Origin of the sequence: Corynebacterium sp. KPL2895, from assembly GCF_040225815.1 — a bacterium.
Taxonomy (GTDB): domain Bacteria; phylum Actinomycetota; class Actinomycetes; order Mycobacteriales; family Mycobacteriaceae; genus Corynebacterium; species Corynebacterium rhinophilum.
This window is the reverse complement of record NZ_JBEHFY010000002.1, coordinates 113,378-130,832: the sequence shown is the minus strand read 5'-3', so window position 1 is coordinate 130,832 and position 17,455 is coordinate 113,378. Positions and strand designations below refer to the sequence as shown.

Annotated in this window: 13 protein-coding genes; 3 read left to right on the top strand and 10 right to left on the bottom strand. The window is 60.2% G+C overall.

What is annotated here, in order from left to right:
* Positions 1 to 43: 43 nt before the first annotated feature.
* The 6 genes from ABRP95_RS01590 to ABRP95_RS01565 are packed head-to-tail and all read right to left on the bottom strand — an operon-like array spanning position 44 to position 8,418.
* Entirely contained in the window at positions 44 to 364 is a 321-nt protein-coding gene (locus tag ABRP95_RS01590; protein ID WP_284853508.1) for a molecular chaperone GrpE, read from the bottom strand.
* Positions 351 to 857, bottom strand: a complete 507-nt coding sequence (locus ABRP95_RS01585; protein ID WP_023026318.1) for a MarR family winged helix-turn-helix transcriptional regulator — start codon at positions 855 to 857, stop codon at positions 351 to 353. The genes ABRP95_RS01590 and ABRP95_RS01585 overlap by 14 nt, the downstream gene beginning before the upstream one ends.
* A 5-nt stretch (positions 858 to 862) precedes the next feature.
* A complete protein-coding gene (locus ABRP95_RS01580; protein WP_349838839.1) occupies positions 863 to 3,451 on the bottom strand; it encodes an AAA family ATPase in 2,589 nt (862 codons plus the stop codon).
* A 5-nt stretch (positions 3,452 to 3,456) separates the two neighbouring features.
* On the bottom strand, positions 3,457 to 4,572 hold the full coding sequence (locus ABRP95_RS01575) for a metallophosphoesterase family protein (RefSeq protein WP_296088172.1): 1,116 nt from the start codon (positions 4,570 to 4,572) through the stop codon (positions 3,457 to 3,459).
* A 2-nt stretch (positions 4,573 to 4,574) separates the two neighbouring features.
* Positions 4,575 to 5,396 (bottom strand): SWIM zinc finger family protein, encoded by an 822-nt coding sequence (locus ABRP95_RS01570; RefSeq protein ID WP_284769870.1) that lies wholly within the window; start codon positions 5,394 to 5,396, stop codon positions 4,575 to 4,577.
* A gap of 4 nt (positions 5,397 to 5,400) precedes the next feature.
* The gene (locus ABRP95_RS01565) at positions 5,401 to 8,418 is read right to left on the bottom strand and encodes a DEAD/DEAH box helicase (RefSeq protein ID WP_502880339.1); all 3,018 of its coding nucleotides are present in this window, start codon (positions 8,416 to 8,418) and stop codon (positions 5,401 to 5,403) included.
* A gap of 180 nt (positions 8,419 to 8,598) precedes the next feature.
* Between ABRP95_RS01565 and putP the strand changes: the two genes are divergently transcribed.
* The 3 genes from putP to ABRP95_RS01550 are packed head-to-tail and all read left to right on the top strand — an operon-like array spanning position 8,599 to position 11,271.
* The gene (putP, locus tag ABRP95_RS01560) at positions 8,599 to 10,170 is read left to right on the top strand and encodes a sodium/proline symporter PutP (RefSeq protein WP_349838838.1); all 1,572 of its coding nucleotides are present in this window, start codon (positions 8,599 to 8,601) and stop codon (positions 10,168 to 10,170) included.
* Positions 10,171 to 10,204: 34 nt separating this feature from the next.
* Positions 10,205 to 10,771: an HNH endonuclease family protein gene (locus tag ABRP95_RS01555; RefSeq protein ID WP_284769873.1), complete on the top strand. Its 567-nt coding sequence runs from the start codon at positions 10,205 to 10,207 to the stop codon at positions 10,769 to 10,771.
* A gap of 56 nt (positions 10,772 to 10,827) precedes the next feature.
* On the top strand, positions 10,828 to 11,271 hold the full coding sequence (locus tag ABRP95_RS01550; protein WP_284769874.1) for a DUF2269 domain-containing protein: 444 nt from the start codon (positions 10,828 to 10,830) through the stop codon (positions 11,269 to 11,271).
* A gap of 8 nt (positions 11,272 to 11,279) precedes the next feature.
* Here ABRP95_RS01550 and ABRP95_RS01545 read toward each other — a convergent pair whose 3' ends face one another.
* From ABRP95_RS01545 to hutU, 4 genes are all read right to left on the bottom strand, one after another.
* Entirely contained in the window at positions 11,280 to 12,518 is a 1,239-nt protein-coding gene (locus ABRP95_RS01545) for an HNH endonuclease signature motif containing protein (protein ID WP_284769875.1), read from the bottom strand.
* Positions 12,519 to 12,665: 147 nt separating this feature from the next.
* Positions 12,666 to 14,537: a DEAD/DEAH box helicase gene (locus tag ABRP95_RS01540; RefSeq protein WP_023017755.1), complete on the bottom strand. Its 1,872-nt coding sequence runs from the start codon at positions 14,535 to 14,537 to the stop codon at positions 12,666 to 12,668.
* 46 nt (positions 14,538 to 14,583) lie between these two features.
* On the bottom strand, positions 14,584 to 15,753 hold the full coding sequence (gene hutI / locus ABRP95_RS01535; protein ID WP_349838837.1) for an imidazolonepropionase: 1,170 nt from the start codon (positions 15,751 to 15,753) through the stop codon (positions 14,584 to 14,586).
* Complete coding sequence (gene hutU, locus ABRP95_RS01530) at positions 15,754 to 17,430, bottom strand: urocanate hydratase (RefSeq protein WP_349838836.1); 1,677 nt, start codon at positions 17,428 to 17,430, stop codon at positions 15,754 to 15,756.
* Positions 17,431 to 17,455: the final 25 nt, after the last annotated feature.

The window sequence follows — 17,455 nt, the reverse complement described above, 5'->3', positions numbered from 1 at the left end:
TTAACTAAAAGTATCTTAACAGTTTATGGTCTCCGCGGTGGCATTAGATCCCTGGATCTTCATCATTCAATAAAGCCTCGAGGAATGCCTCGCGGTCCGCGAACATTTTCTCGATGTCCTCTTCCGCGCCTACGATCCAGGCATCGGCATCCTCATCAAAGGTCACCGCGAAATCGGGGTAGGCTTCCAAGGCTTCTTCCATCGCGGCAATTTGATCGGCATCGGCACGGTCCTCAGCAAAAGCCTCTGGATCACCAATGCGCTGGCCCAGCTCACCCAAGGCCGTCAAGCCATACGATTTATGCTGCTTTTTAGGGTGCTCGAAAAGTTCTTGTCCCATCATGGCGGTGTTATTTTCCTCCATTCAATAAAGAATCCGGGACGAATCCCGAATAGCCAGGGATATTATTTACCTGTAATACCCCATGGAAAAAGCGCTTGAGTGCGGGAACGTCATCCTCGTGGAGGTGGTCGAAGACCAAGCGGCGGACGGATTCCACGTGCTCGGGGGCCGCGCGCTCGAGGTGGTGGAGCCCAGCCTCCGTGATGTGCACGTTGACCCCGCGGCCATCATCGGTGGTCTTTTCCTTGACCAAGAGCCCACGCTTTTCCATGCGTGTGACCTGGTGGGAGGCGCGCGAGCGATCCCAAGCCAGCTCCGTGCACAGGTCGCGCAGGCGCAGGTGCTGATCTGGGGCTTCCGAAAGGGATACCAAGACCGCGAATTCGGACACGGAGATCTCCCCGCCCGCCTTAAGCGTCTCGTCCATGCCCCTATCTATCTTGCGGGTCGCAGCCAATAATAGGCGCCATAGCTCCTGTTCATCATCGTTTAACCAGCGGGTTTGTTCAGACATAAGGACTAGATTACCCCCTTCAGCATGGCGATGTCGCGCTCGCTACGCCCAGGCACCCGGGAATAACGCTGCGGCATGCAGGTAAAGACCAAAACCTGGTTCTCGCGGCCTACCTGTGAGAACAGGGTGGACATTAATTGCAGGCGGTGTGCGTCGGTGGAGCCCAGCGCGTCATCGACGATGACCGGCACGGTCTCCTCCCCCGCCACCAAGCGCGCGATGGCAAAGCGGGTAAGGATAGCCAGCTGCTCGCGCGCGCCACCAGACAGGCTGGTCATGGCCACCGTTTCATTATCGCGGGTGCGTGCGGTGACGGAAAGATCATCTGCCAGTTCAAAGCTGATGTCCCCGCCGTAGATGGTGCGGGCCAGCTGGGCGAGTGCCGCCACGAAGGGCTCGGCATAGCGCTGGCGCGCGGCATCGCGGTGTTTGAGCAGCAGCTCGCGCAGGTAGCGTGCCGCCAGCGCGCGCTTTTCCACGCTTTCTAGCACTGCCTGCGCCATTTCTGCTTCCGCTTGCGCCTGCTGCTCGCGCTCTGCCGCGCCGGAGTGATAATTAATCTCGCTCGACAACTTGCCCAGTTCCACCTTGGAATCTTGCACCTGATTTTGCAGGTACTCCAGGTGCGATTGCGCGCCCTCCACCAAGCTCTGAGCGGTGGCTAGGTCCACGGCCTCCATCTCAGATAGCTGTTCCTGCATTCGGGTTACCAGCGCACCCAGCCGCTCCGCTTCTCCTTCCAAACCAGCATCGGAGGTTTTCTCCCGCGCTTCGGTCAGCTCGCGCTCGGCGCGCTCGGCCTTCTCGGTGGCGGCCGCGAGCTCGGCCTCCAAGCGCACCACGTCGTGGGCGATGCGGCTATCGTGGAAGGGAATAAGCTCGCGGTCGAGGGCATCGACAAGCTCGCGCGCCTCTTCCTCCGTTTCTTCTGCAGCAGATAAATCCATGACCGGGGCATCATCGAGCCCGGCGACCTTCTCCTTCAGCGCCGCGTGTTGGGCGCGCAGTTCGCCCAAATCATCCGGCCCCAACTCGCTCTCGAGCTTGCGCGTGGCGGCATCCAACCCGGCATTCTGCTCGCTGTGTGCCTTGTACAGAGCTTCGGCGGCGGCGATGGATGCCACGCCGGTGGCATCGAAAAGCTCCTGCAGGCGCGTCTCGGCCTGATCCACCTCGCGCTGGGTCTTATCGGAAGAGTACGCACCGGCCACAAAGCGGGCGGTGATATCGCCGATGGTGATCTCGCGGCCATCGACAAGCTCAACTGCAGGCTGCTTGCCGATGTCCACCAGCTTCCCATCCACCCCAATCTCCGCGCCCTCGGGCCCGGAAAATTCCACCTTGGCGGCGGTGGCATCGTGCAGGCGCTTGGCCAAGCCGAGATCGGCATCCGCCTTGCGGAGTTCCTCGACATCCGCGGCGGTCATCTCGCGCCCGCGTTGGGCGATCTCCGCCTGAGCCTTCCCCACGCCACGTGCCAGTTCCTCTACCTTGAGCAGGCGCTTATCCAGGCGCTGAAAGGTCTCCTTGTCCTGATGCAGCCGCGCCTGCTTGAGCGTTGTGCGCGCGGTGGCGTAGTCCTCTTTGGCGGTGGCCAGCTTCTTTTCCACCGCCTCTTTCTTCTCGTTTTCCTCCGCGGCCTTCTCGCGGGCGGTCGCAAGCTTATCCGCAGCGCTCGACTTTGCGGTGCCTGAGGTGTCGAGTGCCTCGGCCATCTCCTGGCGCTTAGATTGCGCGTCCTTAGCGCGTTGGAAATCCTCCTTGGCGCGGGTGAGCTCGGCCTTGTGCGCATCCACCTGGTGCTGGGCCTTTACGGCCTCGTCCGCGGCGGCCTGCTTCTGCGCGAGATCCTGGCGGGCCGCAGGAAGCTGCGCCTCGGCCTCTTCTTGCTGGCGTTCCAGGTGCTCGTAGCGCTCCACCACGGAATCGAGCCCGCGCACCGCAGCGGTTGCTTCCTCCAGCTCCTGCTTGGCACGCTCCAGAGTGTCCTGGGCCGTCTTGTATTCGCCGGCCGCCTTGCCCGTCTTTTCGGTGTAGTAGCGCTTATATTCCTTATCCACCTTGCCCAAAAGCTGAGAATCATCGCCAGATACCTCGTCCTCTGCCAGGCCGGACTGCTGCTCGAGGGCCTGCGTCAGCGACGGAATGCCCACCGCGGAGATGGCGTCATTGGAGTCATCCTGGCGCATAAAGAGGACATCGAGAAGCTGGCGATCCATGTTCTGGCTTAAGATCTGTTCCAGCTCGTCATCGGCCTGGCGCCCGGTATATTGCGCGTGGCGCGGGGCAGAGATGGCCAGCTCGCAGTACTTCTTCTGCAGCCATCGCTTGGCAATGCGAAAGCGGTACTGCCCTACCGAAATATCCGCGATGACCTCCGGTGAGACGTCCTTGCCCACCGGCTGCAGATCCCGGATACCGCTGGGGCGCGCCGTGTGCTTTTCCGTCAGCACCACATCGAGGGCCTCCACGATGGTGGATTTACCGGCCTCGTTCTCGCCGTGGATAACCACCACCCCGGTTTCTGGCAGATCATCTAAAACCAGGTGCTCGATGCCGCGGACGTTTTTAATCTCTAAGCTGTGGATGCGCATGTGGTTTATCCCTCCAGGCGAAATAGCATATTGGCGGCGTCGCGGGCCACCGGATCCTCGCGGTTTTCCAGCAGCTCTTGCAGGGCGTCGGCGGCATAGCCGGAAATGTCCAGGTTGGCTAGTTCGTCTTCGCTAGGCTCCAAGAACAGGTCCATGGTTCGCTCGCGCGGGCGCAGCGAGGCAAAGACCGCCTCCAACTCATCCAGCCCGCGCTGCAGCCGGGCGTGCGCCGCGATGCCGAGGGTGCCCTGCAGGCTGTATTTAATCGCCGTGCGCACCTTATCCGGGTACTCCTCGAGGCTGCGCAGGAAGCGCTCGACATCCTCGATGGAATTGACGGAGGCATCGAGGGCCTCAAACGTCCAGCGCCCGATGCTGCGCTTATCGATGTCTATGTCCTCCCCCTCAATCCTTACCACCAACGCGTTCCCGGAATCGGCCTCGCCGCCACCGGTGGAGCATTCCTTAAAGTCCGTGGTCTCCGGGCTACCGGAGAACCAGACGCGGCCGGTCTTTCCCAGGCTGGCCGTCGAGTGGGTATCGCCCAGCGCCAAATAATCAATCACCCCGCGCTCCAAGCACTGCTCTACGAATTCCAAGTCGATGGTATCGGCCTCTCCCCCGCTAGTACGCGAATCCACCTGGCCATGGCCCACGGCGATCCTGATTCCCTCAGTGGGTTCGAGCGGCTCCAAGGCCTGGCGCACCAAATCGTGGTTGGCGCGTTTGGACAAGTACGGTGCCCCCACCAATTCCACGCCCTTGCCCACCGCGATGGGTTCTGAATCCGCAATGACGTGCACGTTATCCGCGCTGGTGCGATAAAATACCGAGTCCGCGACCAGCGGATCGTGGTTTCCTGGCAGCACATACACCGGCACCGGCAAGCGCTTAAACATCTCGGTGGCGCGCGCCAAGATTTCCCGGGAGAGCGCATTGTGTTCAAATACATCGCCCGCCACGACGATGAACTGCGCGCCGACCTCCTCCGCGAGCTGGCCTAGGTGCATGATGGCGGACTCGCGGTCATCGTTGAAACGACCTTGCGCCTCCCCCTTCAAGAACCAGCGGGTCATTCCCAGCTGGAAGTCGGACGTGTGGATAAAGGTCGTTGCAATCATAATCAGTGCGTTAAGTGGTAGTAGAGGTCTTCAATATCGGACACGGCCCGCAAGAGGTCAATATTGGTATGCGATACGGCCCGCAGGGCCTTGCGCAAGAGGTCCGGATCGGAATCTTCCAGCGCTGGGGCAACCTTGGGGTGCGGCAGTTTAGGCATCTCGCGGCCATTCCAGAACACGTCGTTCTTTTCTTCCGCGGATAAATCGCTAGCTCCAAAGCTTTCTCGAGAGACCTGCTGCGATTGCTCCATGACGGCCTTTTCCAAGCGCGCAAAGTCCAGCCCGCGCATATTGAAAATCACGGCAGGATCCGCATCCGCGCGGGTGGCGAGCCTATCTCCCACCGCCACGATGTGCTTGCAGGCATACGCGGAATCCGGGCAGGTGCAGGATAGCCGCAGATCTTCGACCTCGCTGGCAAACAAGGTATCCAGCGCTTCCTCAGACAACAGGCCCTTGCGCGCATTCGCTACGGAATTCGGCGTGCGCGCGAATTGGCCGGCGAGTGCCGCAATATCGTCATTATCGCGGTACGGCAGCTGGATGAGTACGGAAAAAGGCTCGTTCTGGGAACCGGCCACGCGCCCATGGATGGCACCGTTGCGGATCTCCAAGCCAACGACGTGACCGCCTTCGGCGTACTGGCGCCCGCGGGTAATCCGTCCCCGGTCCGCATCATGGCTGGTAAAGGAAGAAATCCGGGCTGCGGTCTTGGACAGTAGCCGCCCGCTGCGGTCAACATGGTTGACCTCATCCGGGGTGCTCACGCGCTTGCGGGTACCAAAGTTTGCGTAGATGACATTGTCATCGCCCTTAACGGCCATCCGCTTACTCCTTTCCCCGGTAACTCATGAGCTCTGCCAGCTGGTCCGGCTCCAATTCCGTGAGCCAGCCCTCGCCTTCGCCGACGACGGAACCAGCCAGCTGCGTCTTTCCATCCAAAATGTCTTGAATGGATTCTTCCAACGTGCCAGCGGTAATCATCTTATACACCTGCACGTTACGGCGCTGACCAATGCGGAAGGCGCGGTCCGTGGCTTGGTTTTCCACCGCGGGGTTCCACCAGCGGTCCATGTGCACCACGATCGATGCCGCAGTTAGGTTGAGGCCCGTGCCGCCCGCCTTGAGCGAAAGGATCATCGCCTGTGGGCCATCCTCGGCTTGGAAGTCCTCCACCATTTGGTCGCGCTTATTCTTCGTCACCCCGCCGTGCAGGAAGGGAATCTCGTGGCCCAGCTGCCCGCTCAGGTAGGGCTGCAGGATATCCCCGAAGGCCTTGTACTGGGTAAAGATCAGCAGGCGCTCGCCGGATTCGGTAGCGGCATCGACAATCCGCATCAGCTCCTTCACCTTGCCCGAGCGGTGCTTGCCCTTGATAACCACTGGGGACTCATCCCCCAGGTAGTGCGCTGGGTGATTGCAAATCTGCTTAATGCGCGTCAGCGAGGCCAAGACGACGCCGCGCTTGCTGATGCCCGTAGCATCCTCCAAGCTCTTCTTCACCTCATTGACCAGCGCCTTATACAAAGCCGCCTGCTCTGTGGTCATGGATACGGTAAGAATCTGCTCGGACTTTTCCGGCAGATCATCGATGATATTGGGATCGGTCTTGACGCGGCGCAGGATAAGAGGCGCGGTCAGCGCGCGCAGGCGCTCGGACATCTCTTCATCATTATTGCGCTCGATGGCCTTTGCGAAGTGATTGCGGAAGAAGGACGCCGTGCCCAAGATTCCAGGGTTGCAAAAGTCCAAGATGGAGCGCATCTCTGACAACCGGTTTTCCACCGGCGTACCAGTCAGAGCCACGCGGTGCTCAGAGGGCAGCGATCGCACCGCCTTGGAGGAACGCGTGGCCGAATTCTTAATGGCCTGCGCCTCATCGAGGACCACGCGTTGCCAAGACACCTCGCCCAAGAGGTTAAAGTCCCGGCTCACGGTGCCATAGGTAGTAATGACGAGATCTGCTTTTCCTGCGGCCTCGAGGAACTTCTCCCCGCTCGGACGCCCCGCGCCGTGTTGCACCATGACCTCGAAATCCGGCACGAAGCGACGCGCCTCGCGAGCCCAGTTACCCACCACGGAAGTCGGTGCGACTACTAAGGTGGGTCCGGTTTGTTCACCGCGCTCCTTCTCCACCGCCAAAAGGGACAGTAGTTGGAGTGTTTTGCCGAGCCCCATGTCATCGGCAAGCACGGCACCGATGTTATTGCGCGACATCCAATACAGCCAGTCCACGCCAGTACGCTGATACTCGCGCAGCTCAGCATGCACGGTCTCCGGAATGTCCACGCGCTTAGGCGCAACCGTATCCATGCCGCCGAGCAACGCGGTATGCCATGTGCTGCCGGTAAATTCGATGGGCTCTTGGGCCATCGACTCAAGCGCCAGCTCCCGCAGCTCCGCCACCGTGACCTGGTGCTCACTCTTCTCATTGAACTCCGCGCGGCGACGCTCGACCTCCGCCATGAGCTGCTGCCATCCCGGCTCATTGAGTTTTTTGGCCATCTCCGCCGAGGCCGCCAGCTGCTCGAGCTCCTTCTTGGCGCGCTCGCGGGACTTATCCGCCAGCTCCTCCATATAAGAGGAGACCTTGGACACAACCTGGGTATCGGCCATCACCCACTTGCCGCGCAGCTGAATGAGGCCGGACTTGGAATTGACCAGCTCATCCATCTCGGACTCAGTAAGCTCCACATCGCCCACGGACATGCGCCAGTTATAGTCCACGAGCTGATTCATGCCGATGTGCTTCTTCGTGGCGGCCTCGGCCGGGTCCCGGGCCTCACGGGTTTCCAGCTTGGCCTTGGTATCCATCTGCGCCCACGATTTGGGCAGCATGACGGTAATGCCCCGCTTTTTCAGCTCGGGCACCTCGTGCGCAATAAACTGTGTGAGCTGTTCCGTGTCCAGGTAGACATCCCAATCGCCGTCGCCGGGCTGAGGAAATTGCGTACTCTGGCCCAGGCTCGGTGCCGCATGCACGGCCTTGCGGTGGTTTTCGCGCAGCTTCTCGATGCTCGCCCTATCCAGCTCGTCCGCCGATACCGGCCGCGGCGAATCCGTTCCAGAGCGTACCCGCACCCGAATCGGCCACGCTGCATCTTCTGGATCCTGTTCCTCCGGTTCCTCCACGATGTAGACGAGTTGGAGTTCCACCTGGTAAATGGAATTTTTCCATTCATTGAGCCCACGCAGCAGTTGCGCGCGGCCGCGGCGGATAGGGGCCGTCGTCAGCAATGCGCGGGCGAAGTCGTGCCAAGGCATGGGCCGGGGCTCATTAAGCAGTGGCTGCAATTCCCGGTTGGCAATCCAATGCGTCAGTTCATCCGCGAGGTCATCTGAAAGGGCTCTATTATTTATATGGAGAATCCCGGGGGCCGCGGCCATCATTTCTGCTAGCCAACCGCGCTCACCCAAACCTGAGGCCAGCTGCCACATGGGAAACCACTCGTTGGCCTGGTACGCCAACCGGAACGTCACCCTGCCCGCGCGGACAAACTTGCTCAGGCCACTATATGCGTGAATGAGCCAGTGCAGATCCGGGGCAATCGATGCCGGTGGATGATGGTCTAGGTATTCCAGCTGGGCTAGGGCTTCTACTGCTTCTTCTGGGGCAAACATGGCCATGGGCACCATGAGCGAGACGTCTTTGCCCTTTGGAGTCCGTAGTGATACGCGCGCCCGGTTCCGGAAGGATTTCTTAGCCAGGATGGCATCAATTGCCTGCGGAAACGTCCCTTCTGGCACGGCCGAAGGCATAACAATCTTGTGTCCTTCTACCTGCTCAATCCATAGACCAAGCCCCGAAACCGGCAGCCAAAGGCCATGCACAAGGTAAGAAGCCATAACGGCCAGCATAGCAGCCCTGTATAGTTTTGTTACAAGCTCGTTATATTCACGTCTTTACGCAGTTAGACGGTGAAAAACATCACCGGAGATCTATGCCACAGCTGAATTTTAGCTTGGGTGAACCTTAAGTCACCGTTAACGTAACAATGTCCGATAAATCACTACAAGGAGTGAAACGTGCAAGAATCAACTTGGTACGTCATTGCGATGATTGTGTACCTCCTCGTAATGGCAGCCATTGGCTACTGGAGCTACAAACAAACCGACGAATACGACGATTATGTTTTGGGCGGCCGTGGCCTGCACCCATTCGTAGCTGCTCTCTCCGCCGGCGCATCTGATATGTCCGGCTGGCTGCTCATGGGCCTGCCTGGCGCGCTCTTCCTTTCCGGTTTTTCCGAGCTGTGGATGCCTATCGGCCTCCTTATCGGTGCATGGGCAAACTGGAAGTGGATTGCGCCGCGTCTGCGCGCTTACTCGGAGGTTGCGGGCGATTCCATTACGGTCCCCTCCTTCTTCGAGAACCGTCTGCGCGATAAGTCGCGCATGCTGCGTATTATCTCCGCAGTTATCATTATCTTCTTCTTTACCTTCTACGTCTCTTCCGGCATGGTCTCCGGTGGTCGTTACTTCGAGTCCACCTTCGGTGGCGACTACATCACCGGTATGTTGATCATCGCCGCAGTGACCATTTTCTACACCTTCATCGGTGGCTTCTTGGCAGTGTCCTACACCGACGCTATGCAGGGCATGCTGATGTTCGTCGCCCTGCTGATCGTGCCAATCATGGCGCTTTTCGCTCTTGACGATGCCAGCGCGATCTTCTCCTTCGCTACCGAAAACAGCTACGCCACCGATGGCGCACTCGAGCCAAACGATAACTACTTCTCTCTCTTCGCTGGCGTTTCTGCTGGTGTTATCGTTGGTAACGCCGCTTGGGGCCTTGGCTACTTTGGTCAGCCGCACATCATCGTGCGCTTCATGGCACTGCGTAAGCCTTCCGACGCCAAGCAGGGCCGTTTCTACGGCATCACCTGGATGGGTCTTTCCGTCATCGGCGCTATCTTCGTTGCGCTTACCGGTACCGTGTACTTCACCCAGTTCGGTGAAACCATTACTGACCAAGAGAACTTCGAGACCATCTTCTTGGATATGGCTCAGGCCATGATGCACCCATTGCCTGCTGGTTTCATCTTGACCGCAGTCTTGGCAGCGATCATGTCCACCATGTCCTCCCAGATGCTCGTGGTTTCCTCTTCCCTGATTGAGGACCTCTACCTCATCATCGCAAAGCGCAAGCCTGACGAGCGCATCCTGATTAACCTGTCCCGTACCGCCGTCGTGGCCATCGCGGTCATCGCCGCAATCTTGGCCATCAACCCGTCCGATTCCATCCTTGGCCTGGTCGGCTTCGCATGGGCTGGTTTCGGTTCCGCATTCGGTCCGCTCGTCATCCTGGCTCTGTACTGGAAGCGCCTCAACGCAACCGGTGCAATCGCCGGTATGGTTACCGGTGCAGTCGTCGCCATCGGCTGGGGCATGTCCCCGCTTGGCGATTCCCTCTACGAGATGGTTCCGGGCTTCTTCTCCGCACTCCTCGTTACCGTTCTGGTCACCTTGGCTACCAAGCAGCCAGACCAGGAGGTCTTGGACGAGTTCGAGGAAGCCGAGAAGCTTGCCAAGCTCGTTGAGAAGGACGACTCCCTGGACTTCGAGGAAGCAGCAGAAAAGGTTTCCGATAACAAGTAGGAACCTTCCCGCACCTCGCGGAGTCCAATAGGGCATGAAGTCCTATTATCTGGCCGCGCTATCATGCATAACCGCTCTCGTTATCGCATGGTATGCGTGGCCTTTTCCGCGTTTTGATGTCTCCACAGTGCCGGCTCGCGCGGAATTGCCGGGCTACGACCGCGACGAGTTCGGCGGCTGGCAGCCCAACGGCGCATGCACCACGCGTGAGGCCATCATGGAGAACCAAGCCAGCGAGGACTTCGCTGACTGCCGGCCACAATCCGGCACGATTTATGACCCCTACGCGGGTGAGATGATTTCAGCGACCTCCCCCATCGAGGTCGACCACATCTTCCCGCTTTCCGCCGCCTTTGACCTGGGGGCTGCAGAATGGGACCAAGACACCAAGATCCGCTTTGCTAACGATCCCCTCAATCTGGTGGCGACCAGCCGGGAGCTCAATCAGGAAAAGTCCGATTCCCTCCCCTCTGAGTGGCTCCCGCCCGCCAACCGCTGCGATTACTCGCGGCGCCTCGCAGAAATCGCCCGGAACTACGAGTTACCGTTGCCCCGCGCAGACGTGCGTGCAATGAGAAGGCAATGTCGGTTCGATTTCTAGCAGGGAAATTGATTAGGGTGAACAAGGCAACTTTTCTTAACTGAAGGGCATCCTCCATGACTACTTTTTTCATTTTCCTGCACGTGGCGGCGGCCATTGTTCTGCTTGGCCCCGTGTGCATTTCCACGTCCATCTACCAGACGCAGCTGCAGGGCGCAGCACAGGGCGATAAGACAGCCCTCGGTGCCGCCCGTAACCTGCACAACATCACCAATACTTACGGCTACATTTCCGCGCTCGTGCCGGTCCTTGGCCTTGCTGTCTTCCTGTCTGATATCGAAACCTTCAAGAGCCAGGTCAACTTCCACATCGCCATCCTCGTGGCCATCATCGCGTGGTGCCTGCTCTTCTTCCTCATCCTTCCTAAGCAGCGCACGGCGCAGGCAGCCCTAGAGTCCGGCGATACAGCCAACCTGGGCTCCATTAAGAAGTCCTTGTCCGCTTTCGGCGGCGTCTTCAACCTCCTGTGGATCATCTGTCTTATCTTGATGTACATCTAGGAAGCCATTTACTCTTCGGGGACAGTGTCATCGCTGTCCCCTTTTTCATGGGTGGACTCTTCCCGAAGTTCTTCTTTTAGTTGCTGCGCATCTGCATGCGCATTCTCCCTCCGTTTCTGCGTCGCCTGTGCAACCGTCTGCGCCCACCTGCGGTTCTTGGGGGCCAGCGGCCCACTCGCGGAGTCATAGACCCACGTAGAGTCATCAAAGAGCCAGACGATGTCCCCGCTTATCGGGTCCTTGATATAAAAGGCCCTGCCATCGGTCTTTATATTGTGATGGTGTTGGCATAAGCACGTAAGGTTTGCCGCCGAGGTCGGACCGCCATCCGCAAAGTCGTGCCGATGGTCCATCTGCGAAACCACGGCCGGCCGCGTGCAGCCTGGCCACCGGCACGTGCCATCCAAGCCCTCTACAAACGCCCGGATATCTGGCGGCGTCACATAGTTGGGGCTCTCCGCCTGACCGGCTTTCTCCATATCCCTTGTCGTTGTCGCGCGAGCCTGTAGGTCATCCGCGGTCTCCGGGGATACCCAGCCCAAGTGCTGTACAAACGCGGGCGCATCCGGCAGGTCGCAGCGATACATATTCAACACGACCTTGGCCTTCGCCTGCGCCTTTCCAGTCAGCAGCTCCACTGCGGCCTCAGCCATCGTGAGGTCCTTGTCCGTAGCGATATCCCGAATATTGCGGTCGATTATCTCCGCGGTTTCTAACCCGACGTCCAGGCAAACCGCGGCCCACTCCCCGCCTGTAGGTTCAACGCTATAGGCTTGCTTGCGGCGCGGATCCCGCGCGGCAATAGAGGGATCGAGGCGCACGATGAGCTCGCGCAGCTTTCGGCGGAGATTGCGGTGCGAGGGCAGCTTTTGATTGGGACGGGTTGGGGTCAAGTAGTTGGTCAGGGCGTCATCGATAGTGAATTTCTTCTCCGCATCAATGGCGCCGAGTTTGGCTAGGGTTTGGTCAATCGTAATGAGTCGGTCTAAATCTAAATGGAAATGCTGTTCTTGCCGAGCGCGCAGCCGCGGCAGCTCTTTTAATCGCTCGAAGGCGAAAATAATATTCCTAATTCGGGACTGACGCGCCCCAGTTAAGTTAGACAGGGATTGGCTAATAATTTCGATATCGTCATCCGGGCCAGGATGAAGCCTTTCCCAAAACTGGTATTCGGCCTTCCTAATCTCCGTAGCTGCACGGGAGGTAGAATTTTCTGGATTGGTATTGGCATAATATGGCGCATTCATGGACTTTCTTTCGAGAGATTTACTAGAACATGCTTTCGCCATACACCATACAAAACCACCCTGACACACTACCCCCGTTTATAGTAAAAGCGCAGGTCACAGGGCATGAAAAAAGGGCCTCTAAAAAGAGGCCCTTTGGAGGTTTAATTAGTCGCGGAAGCGACCACCGTGCTTGCGGCCACCGCCGCCGCCATCACGGCGAGGCGGGCGGCCGGTATCCTTCTGAATCTTGATGAGCTGGCCAGAAATCCGGGTATCCTTCAGGCGGTCCAGCACAGCCGGGTCCATGTTCTTCGGCAGATCCACGAGCGTGTGCCCCACCGCAATGGTGATGCGCCCGAAGTCCTTGGCAGACAGGCCACCTTCGTTGGCGATAGCACCGACGATGGCACCAGGGCGGACATTCTGGCGCTTGCCGACGTCCAACCGGTACGTCTCAAAGTCACCATCCGGCCGCTTGGAGCCGCCGCGGTTCTTGCCGCCACCCTTGAAGTCACGGTCGCGCTTGCGGTCATCGCGATCGCGGCGGTCCTTCTTTGGCTTGGGCAAAGGCTTGTCTTCCAATAGGAAGTTCTTGCCACCCTGATGCATGACGGCCAACGCAGCCGCGATGTCGTCCATGGCAACGTCGTTGTCTTCCGAGTACTTGCGTACCAAGTTGCGGAAGAAATCGGCCTGCTTGTTGTCCATGGACTGGGTAATGGCCTGCGCAAACTTTTCCTTGCGCTTCTCATTGACCTCATCGACGGACGGCAGGTCCATCTCTTCGAGGCGAGCATTGGTCACGCGTTCGATGGAGCGCAGCATGCGGCGCTCGCGCGGGGTGACGAACAAGATTGCCTCGCCAGAGCGGCCGGCACGGCCAGTACGGCCGATGCGGTGCACGTAGGACTCGGTATCGTTCGGGATATCGAAGTTCACCACGTGGGTGATGCGCTCGACGTCAAGGCCACGCGCGGCGACGTCGGTAGCGACGAGGATGTCTAGGCGGCCATCCTTGAGCTGATCGACGGTGCGCTCGCGCTGCGCCTGGGCGATGTCGCCGTTAATGGCAGCAGCGCTGTAGCCGCGATCGCGCAGGGCCTCGGCCACCTCTTCGGTCTCGTGCTTGGTACGGCAGAAGACGATGATGGCGTCATAGGTAATGACTTCGAGGATGCGGGTGAAGGCATCCATCTTTGCGCGGTGCGGAATCAGCAGGAAACGCTGCTTAATGTTGTCGTTGGTGCGGCGCTCCGACTTAACGGTTACTTCCGCCGGGTTGTGCAGGTACTGCTTGGACAGGCGGCGGATGGCATTAGGCATGGTGGCGGAGAAAAGCGCCACCTGCTTGCGGTCCGGGGTACTTTCCAGGATGCGCTCGACGTCTTCCTGGAAGCCCATGTTCAGCATTTCATCGGCCTCATCGAGGACGAGGAACTGCAGCTGGGACAGGTCAAGCGAACCCTTTTCCAGGTGGTCGATGACGCGACCCGGGGTACCCACGATGACCTGGGCGCCGCGACGCAGGCCAGACAGCTGGATGCCGTAGGCCTGACCACCGTAGATGGGAAGAACCTCGATTCCCTTCAGGGTTTCCGCGAAGGATTGGAAGGCGTCTGCAACCTGCAGGGCCAGCTCGCGGGTAGGCGCAAGGACGAGCGCCTGCGGGTGGCGCGCCTGCGGGTCAAGCTGGGACAAGACCGGCAGCGCGAAGGCTGCGGTTTTGCCGGTACCGGTCTGTGCAAGGCCCACGACGTCGCGGCCTTCCATCAGGATCGGGATGGTTTCTGCTTGGATGGGGGACGGCGTGGTGAAGCCTACTTTCGCAACGGCTTGCAGAATTTTATCTGGCAAGCCGAGGTGCTCGAACCCCTGGGAGTTGTCGTTGGCCGAATCTTTGGACTCAGCGCCGGTGCCCTCAGAAGTATTCGCAGCCCTGGTGTCCTGGTTGACACCTTGCGAGTTGTCCTGAGATTCCGACTTATTAAAATCTTCCGGCTCGTTTACGCCGCCGGTGGCGTTATCGGTAATGCTCATTGCTCGTCCAACCCTACGCGATACCGGCGGCAAACTCCATTCCTCGCTATACCCCCGCCACAAACGTGCGATAGCTCAGCGGCATACCCGGCCGGTAGGCCAAGTGCACCGCGCTAGGAGCATCGAGCACGTGCAGGTCAGCGGCAGCGCCCTCCACCAGGGTTCCCTTCGCGGGGCGGCCCTTCGGATCAAGGCCGTTGCCCACATTATGGCGGCGCAGCGCCGTGGCACCGCCGGTAGTGGCGGCATGGATGGCCTCGTCGACGGATAGGTGCTGCTGCAGGACGGCCGTGGTCACGCAGTAGTTCATCGACGAAGTATAGGAGGTACCTGGGTTGAGGTTGGAGGCGATGGCGAGGGTGGCGCCGGCATCGAGAAGCGCACGGCCAGGCGCCAGGGGCTCGCGCGTGGAAAGATCGCAGGCTGGGAGCATGGTGGCCACGGTCTCAGATGCTGCGAGCTTTTCGATGTCACTATCGCTCAGGTAGTTCACGTGATCAACCGAGGCGGCGCCGAGATCGACCGCGAGGCTGACACCCGGGCCCTCGCCAAGCTGGTTGCCGTGCACGCGCAGGCCAAGGCCCAACTTTTTACCGGCTTCTAAAACCCGGCGCGACTGCTCTTCATTGAACGCGCCGCGCTCGCAGAAGACGTCGATCCACTGGACGTATTCGGCAACGCCGTCCAGCATCGGGCCGACGACCTCATCGAGGTAGTCTTCCGCATCCGCTCCCGGCGGCACGAGGTGGGCGCCCAGGAACGTGACGTCATCGACGTGCTGGGATGCTACGCGGGCGGCTTCCACTTCAGATTCCGTGTTGAGGCCATAGCCGGTCTTGGTCTCGAAGGTGGTGGTGCCACCGCGGCGGCCGGCGGCCACGCGCTCGGCGACGAGCTTATCCAAGCGGTCCGCCCCCGCCTCCCGGGTGGTGTCCATGGTCACCGCGATGCCACCTGCCTCGTAGGAACCGCCGGACATGCGGGCCTCGAACTCGGCGGAGCGGTCACCGTCGAAGACCATGTGGGTGTGCGAATCCACCCAACCAGGAAGGACGGCGCGCCCGCCCAAGTCCACCTGGTCATCGGCGGCGGGCGCCTGAGATGCAGGGCCAATCCAGGCGATGGTGCCGTGGTCGGCGATAAGGGCGGCATCGTTAAGCGTGCCGTGCTCGCTGACCGTGCGGAGTTCAGAAATTCCGGTAAAAAGTGTGCTCATTTAATCCCTTGCCTTAAATTCCATGGGAACGCGAACGCCGCGTTCTTTGGCTACTTCCTCTGCGCGAGAGTACCCGGCATCGACGTGGCGGATAACACCCATCCCTGGGTCATTGGTCAGTACGGCGCGCAGCTTGGCGGCGGCGAGATCGGTGCCATCGGCAACCGTGACCTGGCCGGCGTGGATGGAGCGACCCATGCCCACTCCGCCGCCGTGGTGGAGGGAGACCCAGGTAGCGCCGGAGGATACAGCGGTCATGGCGTTGAGCAGCGGCCAGTCAGCGACGGCGTCGGTGCCATCGAGCATGGCTTCGGTCTCGCGGTACGGGGAGGCAACCGAGCCGGAATCGAGGTGGTCGCGGCCGATGACGATGGGGGCCTTAATCTTGCCCTCGCGCACTAGGTCATTGAAGAGCAGGCCGGCCTTGTGGCGCTCGTTGTAGCCGAGCCAGCAGATGCGGGCGGGCAGGCCCTCGAACTCGACGTATTCTTCGGCGGCGTCCAGCCAGTTATGCAGGTGCTCGTTCTCCGGGAATAGTTCCTTCAGGGCTTGGTCGGTAACCTTGATGTCTTCTGGGTCGCCGGACAGAGCTGCCCAACGGAATGGGCCCATTCCCTCGCAGAACAGCGGGCGGATATAGGCGGGAACGAAGCCTGGGAACTCGAATGCGCGCTGGTAGCCGGCGTGGCGGGCCTCATCGCGGATGGAGTTGCCGTAGTCAAAGACCTCGGCACCCTCGTCCTGGAATTCCACCATCGCCTGGACCTGTGCGGCCATGGATTCGCGAGCCTTTTTGGTAAAGGTCGTGGGATCAGCCTTGGCCTCGGACTGCCAGTCATCCACGGTGATTTCGGTGGGCAGGTAGGACAGTGGGTCGTGCGCGGAGGTCTGGTCGGTGACGATGTCTACCTTGAACCCCCCGGCGCGCTGGCGGCGCAGCACCTCTGGGAAGACCTCGGCGGCGTTGCCCACGAGGCCGACGGAGAGGGCCTTCTTGTTTTCCTTGGCATCGAGGACCAAGCGCAGGGCCTCGTCCAAGTCGGTGACCACTTCATCGAGGTAGCGCTTGTGCTGTCGGCGGCGCAGGCGGTGCTCATCCACGTCCACGATGAGCACTGCTCCCCCGTTGAGCGTCACGGCGAGCGGTTGGGCACCGCCCATGCCGCCACATCCACCGGTCAGGGTCAGGGTGCCTGCCAGGCTGTCCTCGAAGCGCTTCTTGGCCACGGCCGCGAAGGTCTCGTAGGTGCCCTGCAGGATGCCCTGGGTGGCGATGTAGATCCAGGAACCGGCCGTCATCTGGCCGTACATCATCAGGCCCTCGTCCTCGAGCTTGCGGAAGTGTTCCCAGTTAGCCCAGTCGCCCACGAGGTTGGAGTTGGCGATGAGCACGCGCGGTGCCCATTCATTGGTCTTCCAGATGCCCACCGGCTTGCCGGATTGGACGAGGAGCGTTTCATCGCTTTCTAGGTCCTTCAGCGATTCCACAATGGCATCGAAGGCCTCCCAGCTGCGGGCTGCGCGGCCGGTGCCGCCGTAGACCACGAGGTCCTCGGGGCGCTCTGCCACCTCTGGGTCGAGGTTATTCATCAGCATGCGCAGTGGCGCTTCGGTTTGCCAGGATTTTGCGTTGAGTTCGGTGCCGCGGGGTGCGCGGACTTCGCGTGGTTCAGACATGGCTTCCTTTCGCTCGTGCTTATCG